A 17,047-nucleotide genomic window follows, 5' to 3' on the forward strand; every position below is an offset into this window, starting at 1 on the left:
GGCGCGGGGACCCCCGCCCTAAGATCTGCGCATGACAGGTACTTTCAAGCCCCGGGACTCCGCGGCGCCGAGCGCGCCGCGGAGTCCCGCGCAGGGCCCGCGCTGGGCACCCGGGGAGCAGGTCCTCTGGCGCTACCGCGACCACGCCCCCGGGCTGAAGGGCCCGGTCCACATCTGCCGCCCGGTGACCGTGGTACAGGACACGGACGAGCTGCTGGCGGTGTGGATGGCCCCCGGCACCGAGTGCGTCAAGCCGGTCCTCGCCGACGGCACCTCCGTCCACGCGGAGCCGCTCGCCACCCGCTACACGGCACCGCGGACGACCGCGCGGTCGCGCTGGTTCGGCAGCGGCGTCCTGAAGCTGGCCCGGCCCGGGGAACCCTGGTCGGTGTGGCTGTTCTGGGGCCCCGGCTGGCAGTTCAAGAACTGGTACGTGAACCTGGAGGAGCCGCGCTCGCGCTGGGCCGGCGGAGTGGACTCCGTGGACCACTTCCTGGACATCGCCGTCCATCCGGACCGCAGTTGGAAGTGGCTGGACGAGGACGAGTTCGCCCAGGCCCAGCAGTGCGGTCTGATGGACCGTGAGCAGGCCGACCGGGTACGCGAGTCCGGCCGCGCGGCGGTCGAGGTGATCGAGGAATGGGGAGCCCCGTTCTCCGGCGGTTGGGAGAACTGGCGGCCGGATCCAGCCTGGAGGATTCCGGCCCTTCCGGATGACTGGGACACCACCCCGGCGCATATGACCTCATGAGACCCTTGATGCGCCCCCAGGGTTCAAACGTAGGATCGTCCTCCACGAGGTCACGCGCGCGGGACGGTGCGGCCGCTGCGCCGTTGCGCAAGTGCCGCTCCGCACACGGGATCTGACCGGAGGTCGGACGCACGACGAGAGGCGACGAGGGGGCGGGGGTCCGTCAGGGGCACCTCCCGGCCGGAGGTTGGGAGAGAAGTTTGGGGCAGGAACCTCGGGGTGATGGTGCCCCGGCCGCTGAGCGGGTATACCGCGACTGACCGAGTTGAGTGCAGCGCACATCGAGCGCAAACGGACGGAAATCCACGCGTGACGGAGTACCCCACCTCCCAGGAGGGCCCGCAGCCCGTCGCCTCCGGCGGAGGTACGGACGAGGCCGGCCACGGCAAGGCGCCCATCGCCGCCACCGAGGCCGTACGCACGCATGCCGCGGGCACCGGCGCGGCGGCGGAGCCGGACGGCACGGCTGCCGCGGCCGCCTCCGACGCGCGAGCGGCCCGCTCCGCGGCGGGCGCGGGCGGCAGCGCCGGGCTCCCCCGGCCCCGCCGCAACGCGGCCGTCCCCGGCGAGGTGCCGGCCGCGGCCGAGCCCGGCCAGGGCGCGGCCCGCCCCCGGCCCGGTGCGAGCGGCCTGGACGCGTCGATCGGCGCGGCCGGGCACGGTGGTCCCGACGAGGCCCCGCGCCCGCGCGGCGGGAGTGACGACATGGCCGATGACGGAATCGGCCCCGCGGCCGGCACGCTCACGAGCGGTGACGGCGGCGCCGGACGCCACGGGGGCGGTGCGGGCGGCGTACCGGTCGCAGAGGTGACCGTCGCGCGCCGCGAGGGGGACCGGCTGCGCTTCGTCGGCGCCGCAACGAGGCGGATCGCCCGCGGCATCGACCTCGACGAGATCGTGCTCGGCCTGTGCCGGGCGACCGTACCGACCTTCTCGGACGCCATCCTCGTCTACCTGCGGGACCCGCTCCCGGTCGGCGACGAGCGGCCCGTCGGCCCGGTCGTATTAAGGCTCCGGCGCACCGATCGGCTCCGACCGATCGACGACCTGACCGACATCAGCAGCACCATCGGCGCGGGGATGGACCTCGCCGGGGCCGCGGGGGCCACCGGCGAGCTCGACTTCAGCCAGTTGCCGCTGGTCGGACCGCAGGGTGACCTGCCCGCGGCCGAGCTGTGCGAGATCCGGCCCGGCGGCGCGCTCGCCGAGGTGCTGCGCGGCGTACGGCCCGTCTTCGGGTCCTCCGCCGCCGCCCGGGCCGCGCTGCCCGAGCTGCTCGGCGTGGAGCACCCGCTGCCGCGCGGCAACCGGGCCGTCCTCGCACCGCTGCGCGGCCGCCGCCGGGTGATCGGCGCCGCCGTGTTCCTGCGCAGCCCCGAGCGTCCCGCGTTCGAGCAGAACGACCTCCTGGTCGCCGCCCAGCTGGCCACGCACACCGCGCTCGGCATCGACAAGGCGGTCCTGTACGGCCGTGAGGCGTACATCGCCGACGAGTTGCAGCGCACCATGCTGCCCGACGGCCTCCCGCAGCCCACCGGGGTGCGGCTGGCCTCCCGCTACCTGCCCGCCGCCGAGACGGCACGGGTCGGCGGCGACTGGTACGACGCCATACCGCTGCCCGGCAGCCGGGTCGCGCTCGTCGTCGGCGACGTCATGGGCCACTCCATGACCTCCGCCGCGATCATGGGTCAGCTGCGCACCACCGCGCAGACCCTCGCGCAGCTGGACCTGCCGCCCGCGGAGGTCCTGCACCACCTGGACGAGCAGGCGCAGCGCCTCGGCTCCGACCGCATGGCCACCTGCCTGTACGCCGTCTACGATCCCGTCGCGCACCGGATCACCATCGCCAACGCGGGCCATCCGCCGCCGGTGCTGCTGCACCTGGGCGGCCGCGCGGAGGTGCTCCGCGTACCCCCGGGCGCCCCCATCGGCGTCGGTGGCGTCGACTTCGAGGCCGTGGAGCTGGACGCGCCCGCCGGGGGCACCCTGCTGCTCTACACCGACGGTCTGGTGGAATCGCGCCTGCGGGACGTGTGGACCGGCATCGAGCAGCTCCGCGAGCGCCTGGCCACCACCGCCCAGCTGACGGGCCTGGACCACCCGCCGCCGCTGGAGGCGCTCTGCGACGACGTCCTGGACATGCTCGGCCCGGGCGACCGGGACGACGACATCGCGCTGCTCGCGGCCCGGTTCGACGGCATCGCGCCCAGCGACGTCGCCTACTGGTTCCTGGACCCGGAGGAGACCGCCCCGGGGCGGGCCCGCCGGTTCGCCCGCCGCGCCCTGACCCGGTGGGGCCTGGAGGAGCTGAGCGACTCGCTGGAGCTGCTGGTCAGCGAGGTGGTCACCAATGCCGTCCGGTACGCGGAGCGGCCCGTGACCCTGCGCCTGCTGCGTACGGACGTCCTGCGCTGCGAGGTCGGCGACGACTCGCCGCAGCTGCCGCGCCAGCGGCGGGCGCGGGACACCGACGAGGGCGGCCGCGGCCTGTTCCTGGTCAACCGGATGGCCCGGCGCTGGGGTGCGACGCGACTCAGCAGCGGAAAGGTCGTCTGGTTCGAGCTGTCGCTGCCGGCGACGCCCGAGCGCCGCTGATCGCGCGAGAACGAAAAGACCGCCGCCCCGCAGCCTTGGAAGGCTGCGGGGCGGCGGTGCGTGGTCTACCGGCAGGGCCTAGTTCTCGGGCAGCAGCGGCGGGTCCGGCGGCTTGGGGCCGCCGGTCTTGGTCGCCGTGGGCGACGGGGACGTGCTCGTCGTGGGCGACGGGGACGTCTTGGTCGCGGTGGGCGACGGGGACGTGGACGTCGACGGGGTCGGCGTCGTCGGGCTGGTGCTGGCCGCCGGAGCGCTGGAGGACGGCGACGTCGACGGCGTCGGCGAGGCGCTGCGGGACGGCGTCTGCACGGCGCCCATCTCCGCCTCGCTCAGCTGGAACTTGCCCGCGTTGCCCTTGAGGACGGCGAGCGTGTACGCCTTCCAGATCGAGGCCGGGAAGCTGGAGCCGCCCAGTCGGCCGAGGCCGGCCGTACCGGTCAGGGTGACCTGCTTGGCGGTGCCGGGCTCCTCACCGAAGATCGCGACGACGGTGACCAGCTCCGGGGTGAACCCGGAGAACCAGCCGGAGACGTTGTTCTCGGTGGTGCCGGTCTTGCCGGCGGCCTCGTAGGAGCTGCTGCGGACCTTGTTGCCGGAGGCGCCCTCGTCGTTGACGACGCCCGTGAGCACCTTGGTGACGGTGTCGGCGGTCTGCCGGCTGATGGCCTGGGAGCCGATGGGCTGGGCCGGCTCGACCTCGCGGTCCTTGTGCTCGGCCTTCTTGATGATGGTCGGCGTGACCTTCTTGCCGTGGTTGTCGAAGGTGGCGTAGACGCCCGCCATCTCCACGGTGTTGGCGCTCATGGTGCCGAGCGACATGGCCGGCTTGTCCTCGGGCCAGCCCTCGCGGTCCTTCATGCCGAGGGCCAGGGCCGTCTTCTTCACGTTGCGCGGCTTGGTGTCCACGATCATCTGCGCGTAGACGGAGTTGACCGAGAAGTTGGTCGCCTCCTGGACCGTCATCATCGGGGTGCCGAAGTTGCGGTCCTCCTGGTTCTGCGGGGCGAAGTGGATGTCGCTGCCGACGACCGCGCGCTTGCTGGTGCCGTCGTAGAGCGCGTTCGGCGTGATCGGCTTGTCGTCCTGGGTCTTCGCGCCGTTCTCCAGGGCGGAGGCGAGCACGATCGGCTTGAAGGTCGAGCCCGGCTGGTAGTCCTTGCGCAGGGCGTTGCTCGACCAGTGCTCCTTCAGGCTCGTACCGCCGTACATCGCGACGATCGCACCGGTCTTCGGGTCCACGGAGGTGGCACCGGCCTGCACGCTCTGGTCCTGGGGCTTGCCCTTGGTGTCCTTGCGGTCGAGCTTGGACTCCAGCTCGTCCTGGACGGCCTTCTCCAGCGCCTCCTGCTTCTTGGCGTCGATGTTCAGCGTGAAGGTCCAGCCGCCGGCCTCGATCAGCTTCCGCTCGACGCCCTGGGCGTTGAGCTCGGCCTCGGCCGCCTGGACCAGGTAGCCCTTCTGGCCGTCCATGCCCATCGCCGGCTGCGGCGGCTGCGGCTCGACGAACTTCAGCGTCTTGCGCTTGGCCTCGTCCAGCTTGCCGTTCTCGACCATGTTCACGAAGGTGGCGTTGTAGCGGATCGTGATCCGCTTCTTGGTTTCCTCGCTGGCGGTCGACCAGTCGTACTGGCTGGGGGCCTGGACGAGGGTGGCGAGGTACGCGCCCTGCTCCAGGGTCAACTGGCCGACGTCGACGCCGTAGTAGGCCTGGGCGGCCGCCTGGATGCCGTACGCGCCGCGCCCGAAGTAGCTGGTGTTCAGGTAGCCCGCGAGGATCTCGGGCTTCTCCTTGCTCTGGTCGACCTTGAGGGAGATCACCAGCTCCTTGAGCTTGCGGGTCACCGTCTGGTCCTGCGTCAAGTAGTAGTTCTTGACGTACTGCTGGGTGATCGTGGAGCCACCGGCCTTGCCGCGCCCGGTCGCCGTGTTCCACAGACCGCGGGCCAGACCCTTGAAGTCCACGCCCTGGTCACTGCGGAAGGACTTGTTCTCGATCGCAATGAACGCCTCCTGAACGTCCATCGGGATCTTGTCGATCGGCAGGATCTCGCGGTTGACCTTGCCCTTGCTGGCCATGATCGTGCCGTCTGAGTACTTGTAGACGTTGCTCTGCTGGAGCGCCTGTTTGTTGGGGTCCGGCTCTTCTACCCAGATGTAGAGGGCGACCAGTGCACCCATGCCGAACAGGGCCAGCCCGAAGAACGTGCCCAGGATCTTCTTCCAGGTGAAGAAGCGGCGTATGCCGGTGCGTTTTCCGGTACTTCCGCTTCCCTCGGTGCCCTGCGCGCGTCCGCTCGGCGCACGCCGCGCACCGCGCTGCTGCTGCGCCTTACGCACTTCTGCTCGGCCCATCGCTCCCGCTCCGCTCGATTTCCCCCCCGACGTCAGCTCAGAAAGCTAACACCGCAGGCTGTGACAAAAGTTGGCCAACCATGACTAATTACGGTCATTTCGGACGTGAGAATCAGCACCCGCGTCATGGGAACCGACGCTCACCTAAGCCGAAGGGTTGCCGAAGCGCAAAAAAGTGATATCACTTTGCTAGACAGTCCGATCGGCCGTGAGCTGAGAAACGGGGCAAACCATGACGAACGAAAACGCCACCCCTGACGGAGTACGGGAGTTCACCGCGCGCAGCGTCGGCGGCGGCCTGGCCCTACTGCTCGGCCTGCTGGGCCTGTTGGTGAGTGCCGGCCTGATCGTGGCCGGCTCGGTGGCGACGGCCGTGGCGGCGAAGGCGGCCCTGATCACCCTCGGCGTGCTCCTGAGCCTCTTCTCCACGTTCGCGATGTGCGGGCTCAACACGGTGGCGCCGGGCGAGGCCCGGGTCGTCCAACTGTTCGGCCGCTACCGGGGCACCATCCGCACCGACGGGCTGCGCTGGACCAACCCGCTGACCTCCCGCGAGCGGATCTCGACCCGGGTGCGCAACCACGAGACGGCCGTCCTGAAGGTCAACGACGCCTACGGCAACCCCATCGAGCTGGCGGCGGTCGTGGTGTGGCGGGTCGAGGACACGGCCCGGGCCACCTTCGAAGTCGAGGACTTCACGGAGTTCGTCGAGACCCAGGCCGAGGCGGCGGTCCGGCACATAGCCATCGAGTACCCCTACGACGCGCACGACGAGGGCGGCCTGTCGCTGCGCGGGAACGCCGAGGAGATCACCGAGAAGCTGGCGGTCGAACTACGCGACCGCGTCGACGCGGCCGGTGTGCACATCATCGAGTCCCGCTTCACGCACCTCGCGTACGCTCCGGAGATCGCCTCCGCGATGCTCCAGCGCCAGCAGGCGGGCGCGGTCGTGGCGGCCCGCAAGCAGATCGTGGAGGGCGCGGTGGGCATGGTCGAACTGGCACTGACCCGGCTGGCGGAGCAGGACATCGTGGACCTGGATCCGGAGCGCAAGGCGGCCATGGTCTCGAACCTGATGGTCGTCCTGTGCGGCGACCGCGCCGCCCAGCCGGTGGTCAACACGGGAACCCTCTACCAGTGACCCCCGGCGGCGAGGAGAAGCCGGCGGGCCGACAGGCGCGCAAGCAGGTGCTGCTACGGCTCGACCCGCAGGTGTACGACGCGCTGGCCCGCTGGGCCGGCGAGGAACTGCGCAGCGCCAACGCGCAGATCGAGTTCCTGCTCCGCCGGGCCCTCGCCGAGGCCGGCCGCCTCCCTTCGTCCCCCGGCCCCATTCCGCGCCGGGGACGCCCTCCGAAGCCCGCAGAATGACCCGTACGCCCGTGGGGGCCGGTACTCCGGCCCCCACGGGCGTACGTCGTTCCGGGACGCGGCGGCGGCCGGCCCCTCCGCCCCTCCCCGCCCTCTATACACTCCGCGTATACACGCGGTGTAGAGTCACGGGATGTCCATCGGTCACACCCTCCTGGGCCTCCTAGAGGCCGGCCCGCGCCACGGCTACGACCTCAAGCGCACCTTCGACGAGAAGTTCGGCCACGACCGCCCCCTCGCGTACGGGCAGGTCTACTCGACCATGTCCCGCCTCCTGAAGAACGGCCTCGTCGAGGTCGACGGGATCGAGAGCGGCGGCGGCCCCGACCGCAAGCGGTACGCCATCACCGACGCCGGCATCACCGACGTCGAGGCCTGGCTCGCCCAGCCCGAGAAGCCCGAGCCGTACCTCCACTCGACCCTCTACACGAAGGTCGTCCTCGCCCTGCTCACCGGCCGCCGCGCCGACGAGCTGCTCGACACCCAGCGCGCCGAGCACCTGCGCCTCATGCGCATCCTGACCCAGCGCAAGCGCAAGGGGGACATCGCCGACCAACTCGTCTGCGACCACGCCCTCTTCCACCTGGAGGCGGACCTGCGGTGGCTGGAGCTCACCGCGGCCCGCCTCGACCAGCTCGCCCGGGAGGTACGCCGATGACCCCGGCCGGCTCGCTGCTCGCGGCCACCGACCTGCGCAAGGCGTACGGGACCACCCACGCCCTCGACGGCGCCGAGTTCTCCATCCACCCCGGTGAGGTCGTCGCCGTCATGGGCCCCTCCGGCTCGGGCAAGTCGACCCTGCTGCACTGCCTCGCGGGCATCGTCGCGCCCGACTCCGGCTCCATCGCCTACGCCGGCCGCGAGCTTACCTCCATGAGCGACGCCGAGCGCAGCGAGCTGCGCCGCACCGAGTTCGGCTTCGTCTTCCAGTTCGGCCAGCTCGTACCGGAGCTGACCTGCGTGGAAAACGTCGCCCTCCCGCTGCGCCTGACCGGCGTCAAGCGCAAGGAGGCCGAGCGCACCGCCCTGCACCGGATGGAGCAGCTCCAGGTGGAGGACCTCGGCGCCAAGCGGCCCGGCGAGATATCCGGCGGCCAGGGACAGCGCGTGGCCGTCGCCCGCGCCCTCGTCACCGACCCCCGGGTGATCTTCGCCGACGAACCCACCGGAGCCCTCGACTCCCTCAACGGCGAACTCGTCATGCAGCTGCTCACCGAGGCCGCCCGGTCCGCGAACGCCGCCGTCGTGCTCGTGACGCACGAGACCCGCGTGGCCGCCTACTCCGACCGCGAGATCGTCGTACGCGATGGCAAATCCCGCGACATGGAGCGGATCGTATGAGCCGGCTCCAGGTCTGGACCCGCGACCTCGGCATGGGCGCCCGCTTCGCCTTCGGCGGCGGCCGCGAAGGGTGGATCCGCACCCTGCTCACCGGCGTCGGCGTCGGTCTCGGCGTCGCACTGCTGCTGATCAGCACCGCCATCCCCGGCGCCCTCGCCGCGCGGTACGAGCGCGGCGACGCACGGTCGACGATGAACTCCGAGCGGGCCGACGCCCCCGGCCCCGACACCCTGTTGACCGCCCCCGTCAACCAGACGTACCGGCGCACGGACATCGAGGGGCACATGCTCCGGGCCGAGGGCCCCCGAGCCCCGCTGCCGCCCGGCCTGAAGCGGATCCCGGGCCCGGGCGAGATGGCCATCTCCCCCGCGCTCGACGCGTTGCTGAAGTCCCCCGACGGCGCCCTGCTGCGCGAGCGGCTCGACGCGCGGGTAGTTGAGATCATCGGCGACCCCGGCCTGGTCGGCCCCGGCGAGCTGTTCTTCTACCTGGGCAGCGACACCCTGGAGAAGAGCGGCCCCGAGGACTACCGCGTCGAGCGCGTCACCGACTTCGGCTACGACGCGGGCCGCGAGGGCCTGGACCCCGTGCTCATGCTGATGGTCGTCCTGACCTTCGTCGCCCTGCTGATGCCCGTCGCCGTCTTCATCGCCACCGCCGTCCGCTTCGGCGGGGACCGGCGCGACCGGCGGCTCGCCGCACTGCGGCTGGTCGGCGCCGACAGCCGGATGGTGCGCCGGATCGCGGCCGGCGAGGCGCTGGCCGGCTCCCTGGTCGGCCTGGTGCTGGGCGTCGGCTTCTTCGCCGTCGGCCGCTCCCTGGTCGGCAGCGTCGACCTCCAGCAGCGCAGCGTCTTCCCCGCCGACCTCGACCCGGCGCCGTGGCTCGCCGCCCTGGTCGCCGTCGCGGTGCCCACGGCGGCGGTGGCCGTGACCCTGTTCGCGCTGCGCAGCGTGGTCATCGAGCCGCTGGGCGTCGTCCGGACGGCGCGGCCCTCCCGGCGCCGCGTCTGGTGGCGGCTGCTGCTCCCGCTGGTCGGGCTCGGCCTGCTCGTGCCCCTGCGCGGCCGCGGCAACGGCCACGGCAGGTTCAACCAGTGGCAGGTCAGCGCAGGTGTGGTGCTGCTGCTGGTCGGGATCACCGTACTGCTGCCCTGGCTGCTGGAACGGTTCGTCGCGAAGGCGTCCGGCGGCCCGGTCTCCTGGCAGCTGGCCGTGCGCCGGCTCCAGGTCAACAGCGGCGCCGCCGCCCGCCTCGTCAACGGCATCGCCGTGGCCGTCGCGGGCGCCATCGCCCTCCAGATGCTCTTCGCGGGCGTCGAGGGCGACTACACCAAGCCGACCGGCCAGGACCCCGGCAGGGCCGCCGTCGCCGTCATGGTGAACCGCGAGACGCAAACGCGCATGGACGAGCTCGCGCAGCGGATCTCCGCCGTGCCGGGCGTCACCCGCGCCGTTCCACTGACCAACGTGTCGGCCGCCCGCCAGGTGCCCGCGACGCAGGAGACGGTCACGGTGACCATCGGCACCTGTGACGCGCTCAGCGAGGTCGCGTCGCTGGACTCCTGCAAGGACGGCGACGCCTTCGTACTGACCGGCTCCGCGGCACCGGCCCCGCAGGCCTGGCAGCGCTCCGACGGGGGCGCGGCGAAGCCCGGTGACGAGCTGTTCGTCGGCAACGTCAGGGGGTACGGGTCCGATTCCGAATCCGGGCTGCCCGCCCAACCCGCTCCGGCGAAGTGGAAGGTCCCGGCGGACGCCCGTACGGTCCCCAGCCGGGAGGACCCCGCCGGTCACCTGCGCAGCGGCCTGCTGGTGACCCCGGCGGCCGCGCCGAAGGAGATCGGCGCCTTCCCGGACGCGTGGATCTTCGTCCAGGTCGACGAGTCCGGTCCGGACGCCCTGGACCGGGCGCGCAACGCCGTGTTCAAGGCGGACCCGTCCGTCACCGCGATGACGCTGCGGCACACCGCGCAGGCCGCCGGCTACTCCTCGATCCGCACGGGGCTGTTCTTCGGCGCCACCGCCGTACTGGTCCTGATCGGCGGGAGCCTGCTCGTCTCCCAGCTGGAGCAGTTGCGCGAGCGCCGGCGGCTGCTCTCCTCCCTGGTCGCCTTCGGCACCAAGCGCTCCACGCTGAGCCTGTCGGTGCTGTGGCAGACGGCCGTGCCGATCGTGCTCGGCCTGGTGCTGGCGGCCGGGGTCGGCGTGGGGCTGGGCGCCGTCCTGATGGGCATGGCCGCCCAGCCCGTCCGGATCGACTGGGCGTCGGTGCTCGGGATGACGGCGGCCGGCGCGGGAGTGGTGGTCGTCGTGACCCTGCTGAGCCTGCCGCCGCTGCTGCGGCTGATGCGCCCGGACGGCCTGCGCACGGAGTGATCCCGGCGCCCTCCTGAACCCCGTCCGCCCGTTCCCGGGACGGCCCCCGACCATCCCCCCTAGGTCCTGTCGTCAAAGTCCCGCCTGGCCCGCGGCGTCCGGCACCGCACCTCGCCGCGTTGTCGGGGCACCCAAGTACGTCCAGTACTCGGGCGCCCCTCCGCCTTGCGATGCACGGCACCGGACGCCGCGGGCCTGACCGGCGCTACTTTGACGACAGGACCTAGTCGGTGGGCCAGACCGGGAGCGGGCGCACGGCTTCGCGCAGCGCGGCGGCGATCGCCCTGAACTCCTCCTGCCGGGCGGTCCCGGTGCGCATGGCCAAGGCGATCCGCCGGGAGGGGGCGGGCTCGGCGAAGTACCCGGTGGACAGGTACTCGTTGCGGGCGGTCTCCAGCCGCAGCGCGGTGCGCGGCAACAGCGTCACCCCCAGTCCCCCGGCGACCAGTTGTACGAGGGTGGACAGGCCGGCGGCGGTCGTCGTGACGTCCGCCCCGGTCGTGCGGCCCGCTTCCCGGCAGATGTCGAGGGCCTGGTCCCGCAGGCAGTGCCCCTCGTCGAGCAGCAACAGCTGCAGTCCGCGCAGTTCCTCCAGCGGGATGTCCCGGCGCCCGGCCAGCGCGTGCTCCCGGGGTGCGAGCAGGACGAAGTCCTCGTCGAAGACCGGTAGTTCGGTCACGCCCGGGACCCCGAGCGGCACCGCCAGCAGGAGCAGGTCCAGGCGCCCGCCGCCGAGGCCCTCCAGCAGCGAGGCGGTCTGCTCCTCGTGCACCTGGAGGTCCATCCGCGGGTAGCGCCGGTGGAACAGCCCGAGCACGGTCGGCAGCAGGTACGGCGCCACCGTGGGGATCACCCCGAGCCGCAGCACCCCGGTGAAGGGAGCCCGTACCGCCTCGGCCTCTTCCAGCAGCCCGCCCATGGCGTCCAGGACCACCTGGACCCGCGCCGCGATCCGCTCGCCCGCCGGGGAGAGCAGCACCTTGCGGGTGGTGCGCTCCAGCAGCTGCACCCCGAGGGCCTCCTCGAGGGCGGAGACGGCTCCGGAGAGCGCGGGCTGGCTCATGCCGATGGCCGCGGCGGCGTCCCGGAAGTGCAGGTGCTCGGCGACCGCGGCGAAGGCGCGCAGCTGTGCGAGCGTCGGTTGCTTCGCTCCCCTACTACTGACAGCCACTGATAGGTACCTCCGATCACCCGGCACAAGAGTAGCTATTTCTGTAATCAATGCAGGTGTGTCAGCATGTGAGATACGTCCAACCCCATCGGAAAACCCCCAAAAGGGTCTATTTTCCACTGCATTAGGAGAGCGCGTGCTCACTGTTGGTGACAAGTTCCCCGCCTTCGACCTGACCGCCTGTGTCTCGCTCGAGGCCGGAGCCGAGTTCACGCAGATCGACCACAAGACCTACGAGGGCAAGTGGAAGGTCGTCTTCGCGTGGCCGCTGGACTTCACCTTCGTGTGCCCGACCGAGATCGCCGCCTTCGGCAAGCTGAACGATGAGTTCGCCGACCGCGACGCGCAGGTCCTCGGCTTCTCGCTCGACTCCGAGTACGTGCACCACGCCTGGCGCAAGGACCACGCCGACCTGCGTGACCTGCCCTTCCCGATGATGTCCGACATCAAGCGCGAGCTGTCGGCCGAGCTGGGCATCCTGGGCGAGGACGGCCTCCCGATGCGCGCCGTGTTCATCGTGGACCCGAACAACGAGATCCAGTTCTCGATGGTGACCGCCGGTTCCGTGGGCCGTAACCCCAAGGAGGTCCTGCGGGTCCTCGACGCCCTGCAGACCGACGAGCTGTGCCCGTGCAACTGGAACAAGGGTGACAGCACCATCGACGCCGGCGCGCTGCTGGCCGGTGAGTGACGGATGTCCCTCGACTCCCTGAAGTCGGCCATACCGGACTTCGCCAAGGACCTGAAGCTGAACCTCGGTTCGGTCATCGGCAACAGCGACCTCCCGCAGCAGCAGCTGTGGGGCACCGTCCTGTCCTGCGCGATCGCCGCCCGCTCGGCCATCGTCCTGCGTGAGCTGGAGCCCGAGGCGAAGGCGAACCTCTCGCCGGAGGCGTACACCGCCGCCAAGTCCGCCGCCGCGGTCATGGGGATGAACAACGTCTTCTACCGCACCCGGCACCTGCTCTCCGACCCGGAGTACGGCACGCTGCGCGCGGGCCTGCGGATGAACGTCATCGGCAACCCGGGCGTGGAGAAGATCGACTTCGAGCTGTGGTCGCTCGCGGTCTCCGCGATCAACGGCTGCGGCCAGTGCCTGGACTCGCACGAGCAGGTCCTGCGCAAGGCGGGCGTCGACCGCGAGACGATCCAGGAGGCCTTCAAGATCGCCTCCGTGATCCAGGCCGTCGCCGTCACCCTCGACGCCGAGGCCGCCCTCGCCGGCGAGTAACGGCACCCCGTACGAAGACGCAGGGCCCCGCGACCGGAAACGGTCGCGGGGCCCTGCGTCGTCAGCCCTTGCGCAGAGCGGCCATCAGCGCCCGGGCGTCCTCGACGGCCGCGGCCACCAGGTCCTCCCTGCTGGGGTCCGGCAGCGGATCCACCCGGGGGGCGGACTCGCCCGACCCGCCGTAGATAGCCACGACGATCGTGAACACCGCGCCGCCGTCACGGACCTGCAGATGGAGGCTGTCACCGTTCTCGGGAGGGGTGACCAGGGCCTCCTCCCCTAGACCTGGCACCGACTCCCACGCGCCGTCGTGGACGAACAGCCGGCTGAGAGGGGTGTCGAGCGCGAACTCGGCCGCCGGATCGGCCTTCTTGTGCAGTTCGATCCCGGCCGTCGTGTAGAAGCTCCCGCTGGAGGCGGGCCTGTCGCTGTTGCGGGTGCACGACGCCCAGTCCAGCGCCGGATGCCGGATGCCCGCCCCCGGTTCGGCGTTCGATAGGTCGCCCAGCAATCCTTCCAGGGCCGTGGCCTTGAACTGGCCGCACAGGTCGTCCGTGACCCGGTAGCGGATCTCCGGCTCGGCCGTCCGGTCCCCGAAGGCGTACAGTCCGCCCGCCCACAGCGCGGAGGTGGCCACCACCGCCGCCGCCACCCACTGCCAGGGCCGGCGCGGCGCCCGTGCCCCGGGCACCACGGCGTCCTGCACGACCTCGGCCGGCCCGGCCGGCTCCCACTCCCCGTCTAACTCCGGCTCCGTGATCATTCCCGCCCCCTACTTCTTCAGCGCCGCCAGCAGCTCGCGCACGTCCTCGATCATCGCCGCCTGGACCGCGTCGACGTCGGTGGCCGGTCGACCGTTCGTCTCCGCGAAGGTGTTCGCGCCCGCTTCGAGGGTGAACACCGCTCCGCCGTCCAGGACTTTGAGGACCAGCCAGGTGTCGCCGGACATCACGTTCATCACGGCGCGCTCCCCGAGGTCCGGCACCGCTGCCGTGCGCACGCCGCCGGCGTAGGCGATGGTGCGCAGGTCCGGCGCGTCGAACTCGGCCGAGGGATCGGTCTTCTTGTGCAGGGCGACCTGGGCGATCACGTTGAAGTCCGGGTCCACCTCGTCCTTCCAGGCGTTCTCCAGGCCGCACCGCGCCGTGTACACGGCCGGGTGGTCGCTCTCGAGGTTCACCGGCTTCTTCTTCTGCATGTCACCGGTGATCCCGCTCAGCGCCCGGGCCTTGAAGTCCTGGCACAGGTTCTTCGGTTCCCGGTAGGAGATCTCCGGCTCGGCCGTCCGGTCCCCGAAGGCGTACAGCCCGCCGACCCACACCGCGGACGCGACCACGGCGCCGCCGAGCGCCCACAGCCACGACCGCGGGCCCGGACCGCCCGTCGCCCGCTCGCGCGCCGGGGCTCGCTCCGCCGACCGGGCCGGCTCCAGGGCCTCGGTCTTCCATTCCTCGTCGAGCTCCGGATCGGTGATCACGCCTGTTCCCCCGTGTCGCTGTTGCCTCCGCGACGCCATCGGCACGCGAATGAACTCGATCATCGCAGCCCCGATCGCCGGAACATCTGGTTCCGGGGGACGGTCAGGGTGTGACGTGCCCCTCGCCCTCGGGAGCCACGCTCAGGGCCGTCGAACCGTGCGGGGCCGGGCCGATCATTCCGGATCCGAGGTGGTGCTGCTCGCGCGAGTACGCCTTCAGGTAGCCCACCACCGTGTTGGTGACGGCCACCAGCGGCACCGCGACGACCGCTCCGCCGATGCCCGCGATCATGCCGCCGGCGGCGACCGAGAGCACCACCGCGAGCGGGTGTACCCGGACGGCCCGGCCGAGGATGAAGGGCTGGAGCACGTGGCCCTCGATCTGCTGCACCGCCAGTACCACCAGCAGCACCATCAGGGCGGTGAACACGCCCTGGGTCACCAGCGCCACGACCACCGCGAGGGCGCCCGACACCACGGCGCCGACCAGGGGGATGAAGGCGAACAGGAAGATGAAGACGGCCAGCGGCACCGCCATCGGCACGTCCAGGAAGTAGATGCCGAGGCCGATGAAGATGGCGTCGATGAGGGCGACGATCACCGTGCCGCGCACGTAGGCGGTGAGGGTGCGCCAGGCGCGCGGACCAGCGCCGGCGACACCGGCCCGGGCGGCGGAGGGGACCAGACCCAGCGCCCAGTTCCAGATGCGCTTGCCGTCGTAGAGCAGGAAGAGCGTGGAGAACATCGCGAGCAGGATGCCCGTGAGGACCTCGACGAGCACCGTCACGCCCTGCAGGCCGGCGGAGGTGATCTGCTCGGTATTGGTGCCGATGGTCTCGCTGAGGTTCTTCGCGATGTCGTTGATCTGCTTCTCGGTCACGTGGAACGGACTGTCCAGTGCCCAGAGCTTGAGCTCGTTGATGCCGTCGCGGACCCGGTCGGAGAGGTCGTCGAGGTTCTCCATGACCTGCCAGACCACGAACCAGCCGACGAGCCCGATGACCACGAAGCCGAGGATCGCCGTGACGGCCGTGGCCAGTCCGCGCGGCAGGCCCAGTCTGCGCAGCCGGACCACGAAGGGCTGGAGCATCGCGGTGACGAGCATGGCGGCGGCGAAGGCGAGGACGACCAGGCGGACTTCGCTGATCACCTTCATCAGCACCCAGAGCATCCCGGCGAGCAGCAGCAGCCGCCAACTGGCCTCGGCGGCCACGCGCATCCCCCAGGGGACGACGCTCGCCGGGTCGGGGCGCACGGGAACGGCCGGGGCGGCGACATGGGGCGCGGGAACCCGGGGCGGGACGGTGGGCGGCGCGGGAACGGTCAGCACGGCGGACGCCTCGGCGGCCGGTACCCGTCCGGGCCCGGCAGGATGCGGCAGGTCGCCGCTGGTCTCGGCTTCGACCTCGGCGCGCCGCTCGTTGAGCCGCGCCTCCATCCGGTTCAGCTTGTTCCCGAGCCGGCCGAGCCAGCCTTCCTTCATCGCCATGTCGCTTCCTTCCCCCGCCCCCGGTCTACGGGCTCACCTCGAAGACCGTACACGCGAGGAGCCCCGCACCGTAGAACGGTGCGGGGCTCCCCCGGGTTGTGCGGTGCTGCGGCGCTCGCGGTGGCGCGGGCCGCCTAGTACCAGCCGTTGGCCTGGTGGAAGCTCCAGGCGCTGCAGGGGCTGCCGTAGCGGTCTTCCATGTAGTTCAAGCCCCACTTGATCTGCGTGGCGGGGTTGGTACGCCAGTCCGCACCGGCCGAGGCCATCTTCGAACCGGGCAGCGCCTGGACCAGACCGTAGGCGCCCGAGGACGAGTTGACGGCCTTGTAGTTCCAGGTGGATTCCTGGTTGATGATGTTCGAGAAGCACTGGAACTGCCCGGCCGGGACCATCTGCTGGGCAATGGCCTTGACCTGGGCGACCGTGTAGGAGCTCTGGGGAGCGAAGTCCCCGGCGTCGCGGGCGGCGGAGCGGCTCGCGACCTGCTCCTTCTCCTCGCGTTCCTTCTTCAGCTTGGCCTCGGCCTCGGCGTCGGCCTTCTCCTTGGCCTTCTCGGCCTCGGCCTTCTTGGCCTTGGCGTCCTCGGCGGCCTGGACGCGCGCGGCCTCCTCGACGGAACGCTTGGTGTCGGCATCCGCGGCGTGGGCGATGGCATCGGCCTGCTGCGTCAGGGACGCGCTCTGGACCTCTGCCTGGTCGCCGACCGGGATGTCGGCAAGGAGAGTCGCGCCGGACGCGGTCGTCTCGAGATCGTTCGTGGGGTCGCCGGTGGCAACGCCTACGACTGCGCCGACGGTGGTGACCGCGGTGGCCGAAGCCACGGCGAACCCCCGGACCGAGATCCGGCTCACACGGTGTCCTTCCAGCAGCGTCCGCAGTGACCGCGCGGGC

The 17,047-nt window shown here is 71.4% G+C and carries 15 protein-coding genes; 9 read left to right on the forward strand and 6 right to left on the reverse strand.

Features of this window, described 5'->3' with window-relative positions; all coding sequences use genetic code 11:
- Positions 1–31 precede the first annotated feature (31 nt).
- Positions 32–751, forward strand: a complete 720-nt coding sequence (locus ACIQK6_RS24150) for a DUF402 domain-containing protein (protein ID WP_329099301.1) — start codon at positions 32–34, stop codon at positions 749–751.
- 309 nt (positions 752–1,060) lie between these two features.
- Positions 1,061–3,346, forward strand: coding sequence for a SpoIIE family protein phosphatase (locus tag ACIQK6_RS24155; protein ID WP_402695410.1), 2,286 nt, complete (start codon positions 1,061–1,063; stop codon positions 3,344–3,346).
- A 78-nt stretch (positions 3,347–3,424) separates the two neighbouring features.
- Here the strand turns inward: ACIQK6_RS24155 and ACIQK6_RS24160 are convergent, their stop codons facing one another.
- Complete coding sequence (locus ACIQK6_RS24160; RefSeq protein WP_402695411.1) at positions 3,425–5,698, reverse strand: transglycosylase domain-containing protein; 2,274 nt, start codon at positions 5,696–5,698, stop codon at positions 3,425–3,427.
- 232 nt (positions 5,699–5,930) lie between these two features.
- Between ACIQK6_RS24160 and ACIQK6_RS24165 the strand changes: the two genes are divergently transcribed.
- From ACIQK6_RS24165 to ACIQK6_RS24185, 5 genes are all read left to right on the forward strand, one after another.
- A complete protein-coding gene (locus ACIQK6_RS24165) occupies positions 5,931–6,839 on the forward strand; it encodes an SPFH domain-containing protein (RefSeq protein WP_329099304.1) in 909 nt (302 codons plus the stop codon).
- Positions 6,836–7,069, forward strand: coding sequence for a hypothetical protein (locus ACIQK6_RS24170; protein ID WP_329099305.1), 234 nt, complete (start codon positions 6,836–6,838; stop codon positions 7,067–7,069). The genes ACIQK6_RS24165 and ACIQK6_RS24170 overlap by 4 nt, the downstream gene beginning before the upstream one ends.
- 133 nt (positions 7,070–7,202) lie before the next feature.
- Positions 7,203–7,727 carry a PadR family transcriptional regulator gene (locus tag ACIQK6_RS24175; RefSeq protein ID WP_030010968.1) on the forward strand — a complete coding sequence of 175 codons (525 nt, stop codon included), beginning with the start codon at positions 7,203–7,205 and terminating at the stop codon, positions 7,725–7,727.
- Positions 7,724–8,410, forward strand: a complete 687-nt coding sequence (locus ACIQK6_RS24180) for an ABC transporter ATP-binding protein (RefSeq protein ID WP_329099306.1) — start codon at positions 7,724–7,726, stop codon at positions 8,408–8,410. The genes ACIQK6_RS24175 and ACIQK6_RS24180 overlap by 4 nt, the downstream gene beginning before the upstream one ends.
- Positions 8,407–10,788 (forward strand): FtsX-like permease family protein, encoded by a 2,382-nt coding sequence (locus ACIQK6_RS24185; protein WP_329099307.1) that lies wholly within the window; start codon positions 8,407–8,409, stop codon positions 10,786–10,788. The genes ACIQK6_RS24180 and ACIQK6_RS24185 overlap by 4 nt, the downstream gene beginning before the upstream one ends.
- Before the next feature lie 223 nt (positions 10,789–11,011).
- Here ACIQK6_RS24185 and ACIQK6_RS24190 read toward each other — a convergent pair whose 3' ends face one another.
- Positions 11,012–11,959, reverse strand: coding sequence for a hydrogen peroxide-inducible genes activator (locus ACIQK6_RS24190; RefSeq protein WP_030010672.1), 948 nt, complete (start codon positions 11,957–11,959; stop codon positions 11,012–11,014).
- Positions 11,960–12,095: 136 nt separating this feature from the next.
- Between ACIQK6_RS24190 and ACIQK6_RS24195 the strand changes: the two genes are divergently transcribed.
- Positions 12,096–12,650, forward strand: a complete 555-nt coding sequence (locus tag ACIQK6_RS24195) for a peroxiredoxin (protein WP_329099309.1) — start codon at positions 12,096–12,098, stop codon at positions 12,648–12,650.
- A gap of 3 nt (positions 12,651–12,653) precedes the next feature.
- Complete coding sequence (locus ACIQK6_RS24200; protein ID WP_329099310.1) at positions 12,654–13,190, forward strand: alkyl hydroperoxide reductase; 537 nt, start codon at positions 12,654–12,656, stop codon at positions 13,188–13,190.
- Between the two features lie 61 nt (positions 13,191–13,251).
- Here ACIQK6_RS24200 and ACIQK6_RS24205 read toward each other — a convergent pair whose 3' ends face one another.
- The 4 genes from ACIQK6_RS24205 to ACIQK6_RS24220 form a co-directional block, all read right to left on the reverse strand.
- Positions 13,252–13,953, reverse strand: a complete 702-nt coding sequence (locus ACIQK6_RS24205) for a hypothetical protein (RefSeq protein ID WP_402695412.1) — start codon at positions 13,951–13,953, stop codon at positions 13,252–13,254.
- 9 nt (positions 13,954–13,962) lie between these two features.
- Entirely contained in the window at positions 13,963–14,667 is a 705-nt protein-coding gene (locus tag ACIQK6_RS24210) for a hypothetical protein (protein ID WP_329099313.1), read from the reverse strand.
- A gap of 103 nt (positions 14,668–14,770) precedes the next feature.
- Positions 14,771–16,156, reverse strand: a complete 1,386-nt coding sequence (locus ACIQK6_RS24215) for an AI-2E family transporter (RefSeq protein ID WP_329099314.1) — start codon at positions 16,154–16,156, stop codon at positions 14,771–14,773.
- A gap of 134 nt (positions 16,157–16,290) precedes the next feature.
- Positions 16,291–17,007 (reverse strand): transglycosylase SLT domain-containing protein, encoded by a 717-nt coding sequence (locus ACIQK6_RS24220; protein ID WP_329099315.1) that lies wholly within the window; start codon positions 17,005–17,007, stop codon positions 16,291–16,293.
- Between the last annotated feature and the right edge of the window lie 40 nt (positions 17,008–17,047).

The organism is Streptomyces sp. NPDC091682 (assembly GCF_044756625.1).
In the GTDB taxonomy this organism is placed as follows: domain Bacteria; phylum Actinomycetota; class Actinomycetes; order Streptomycetales; family Streptomycetaceae; genus Streptomyces.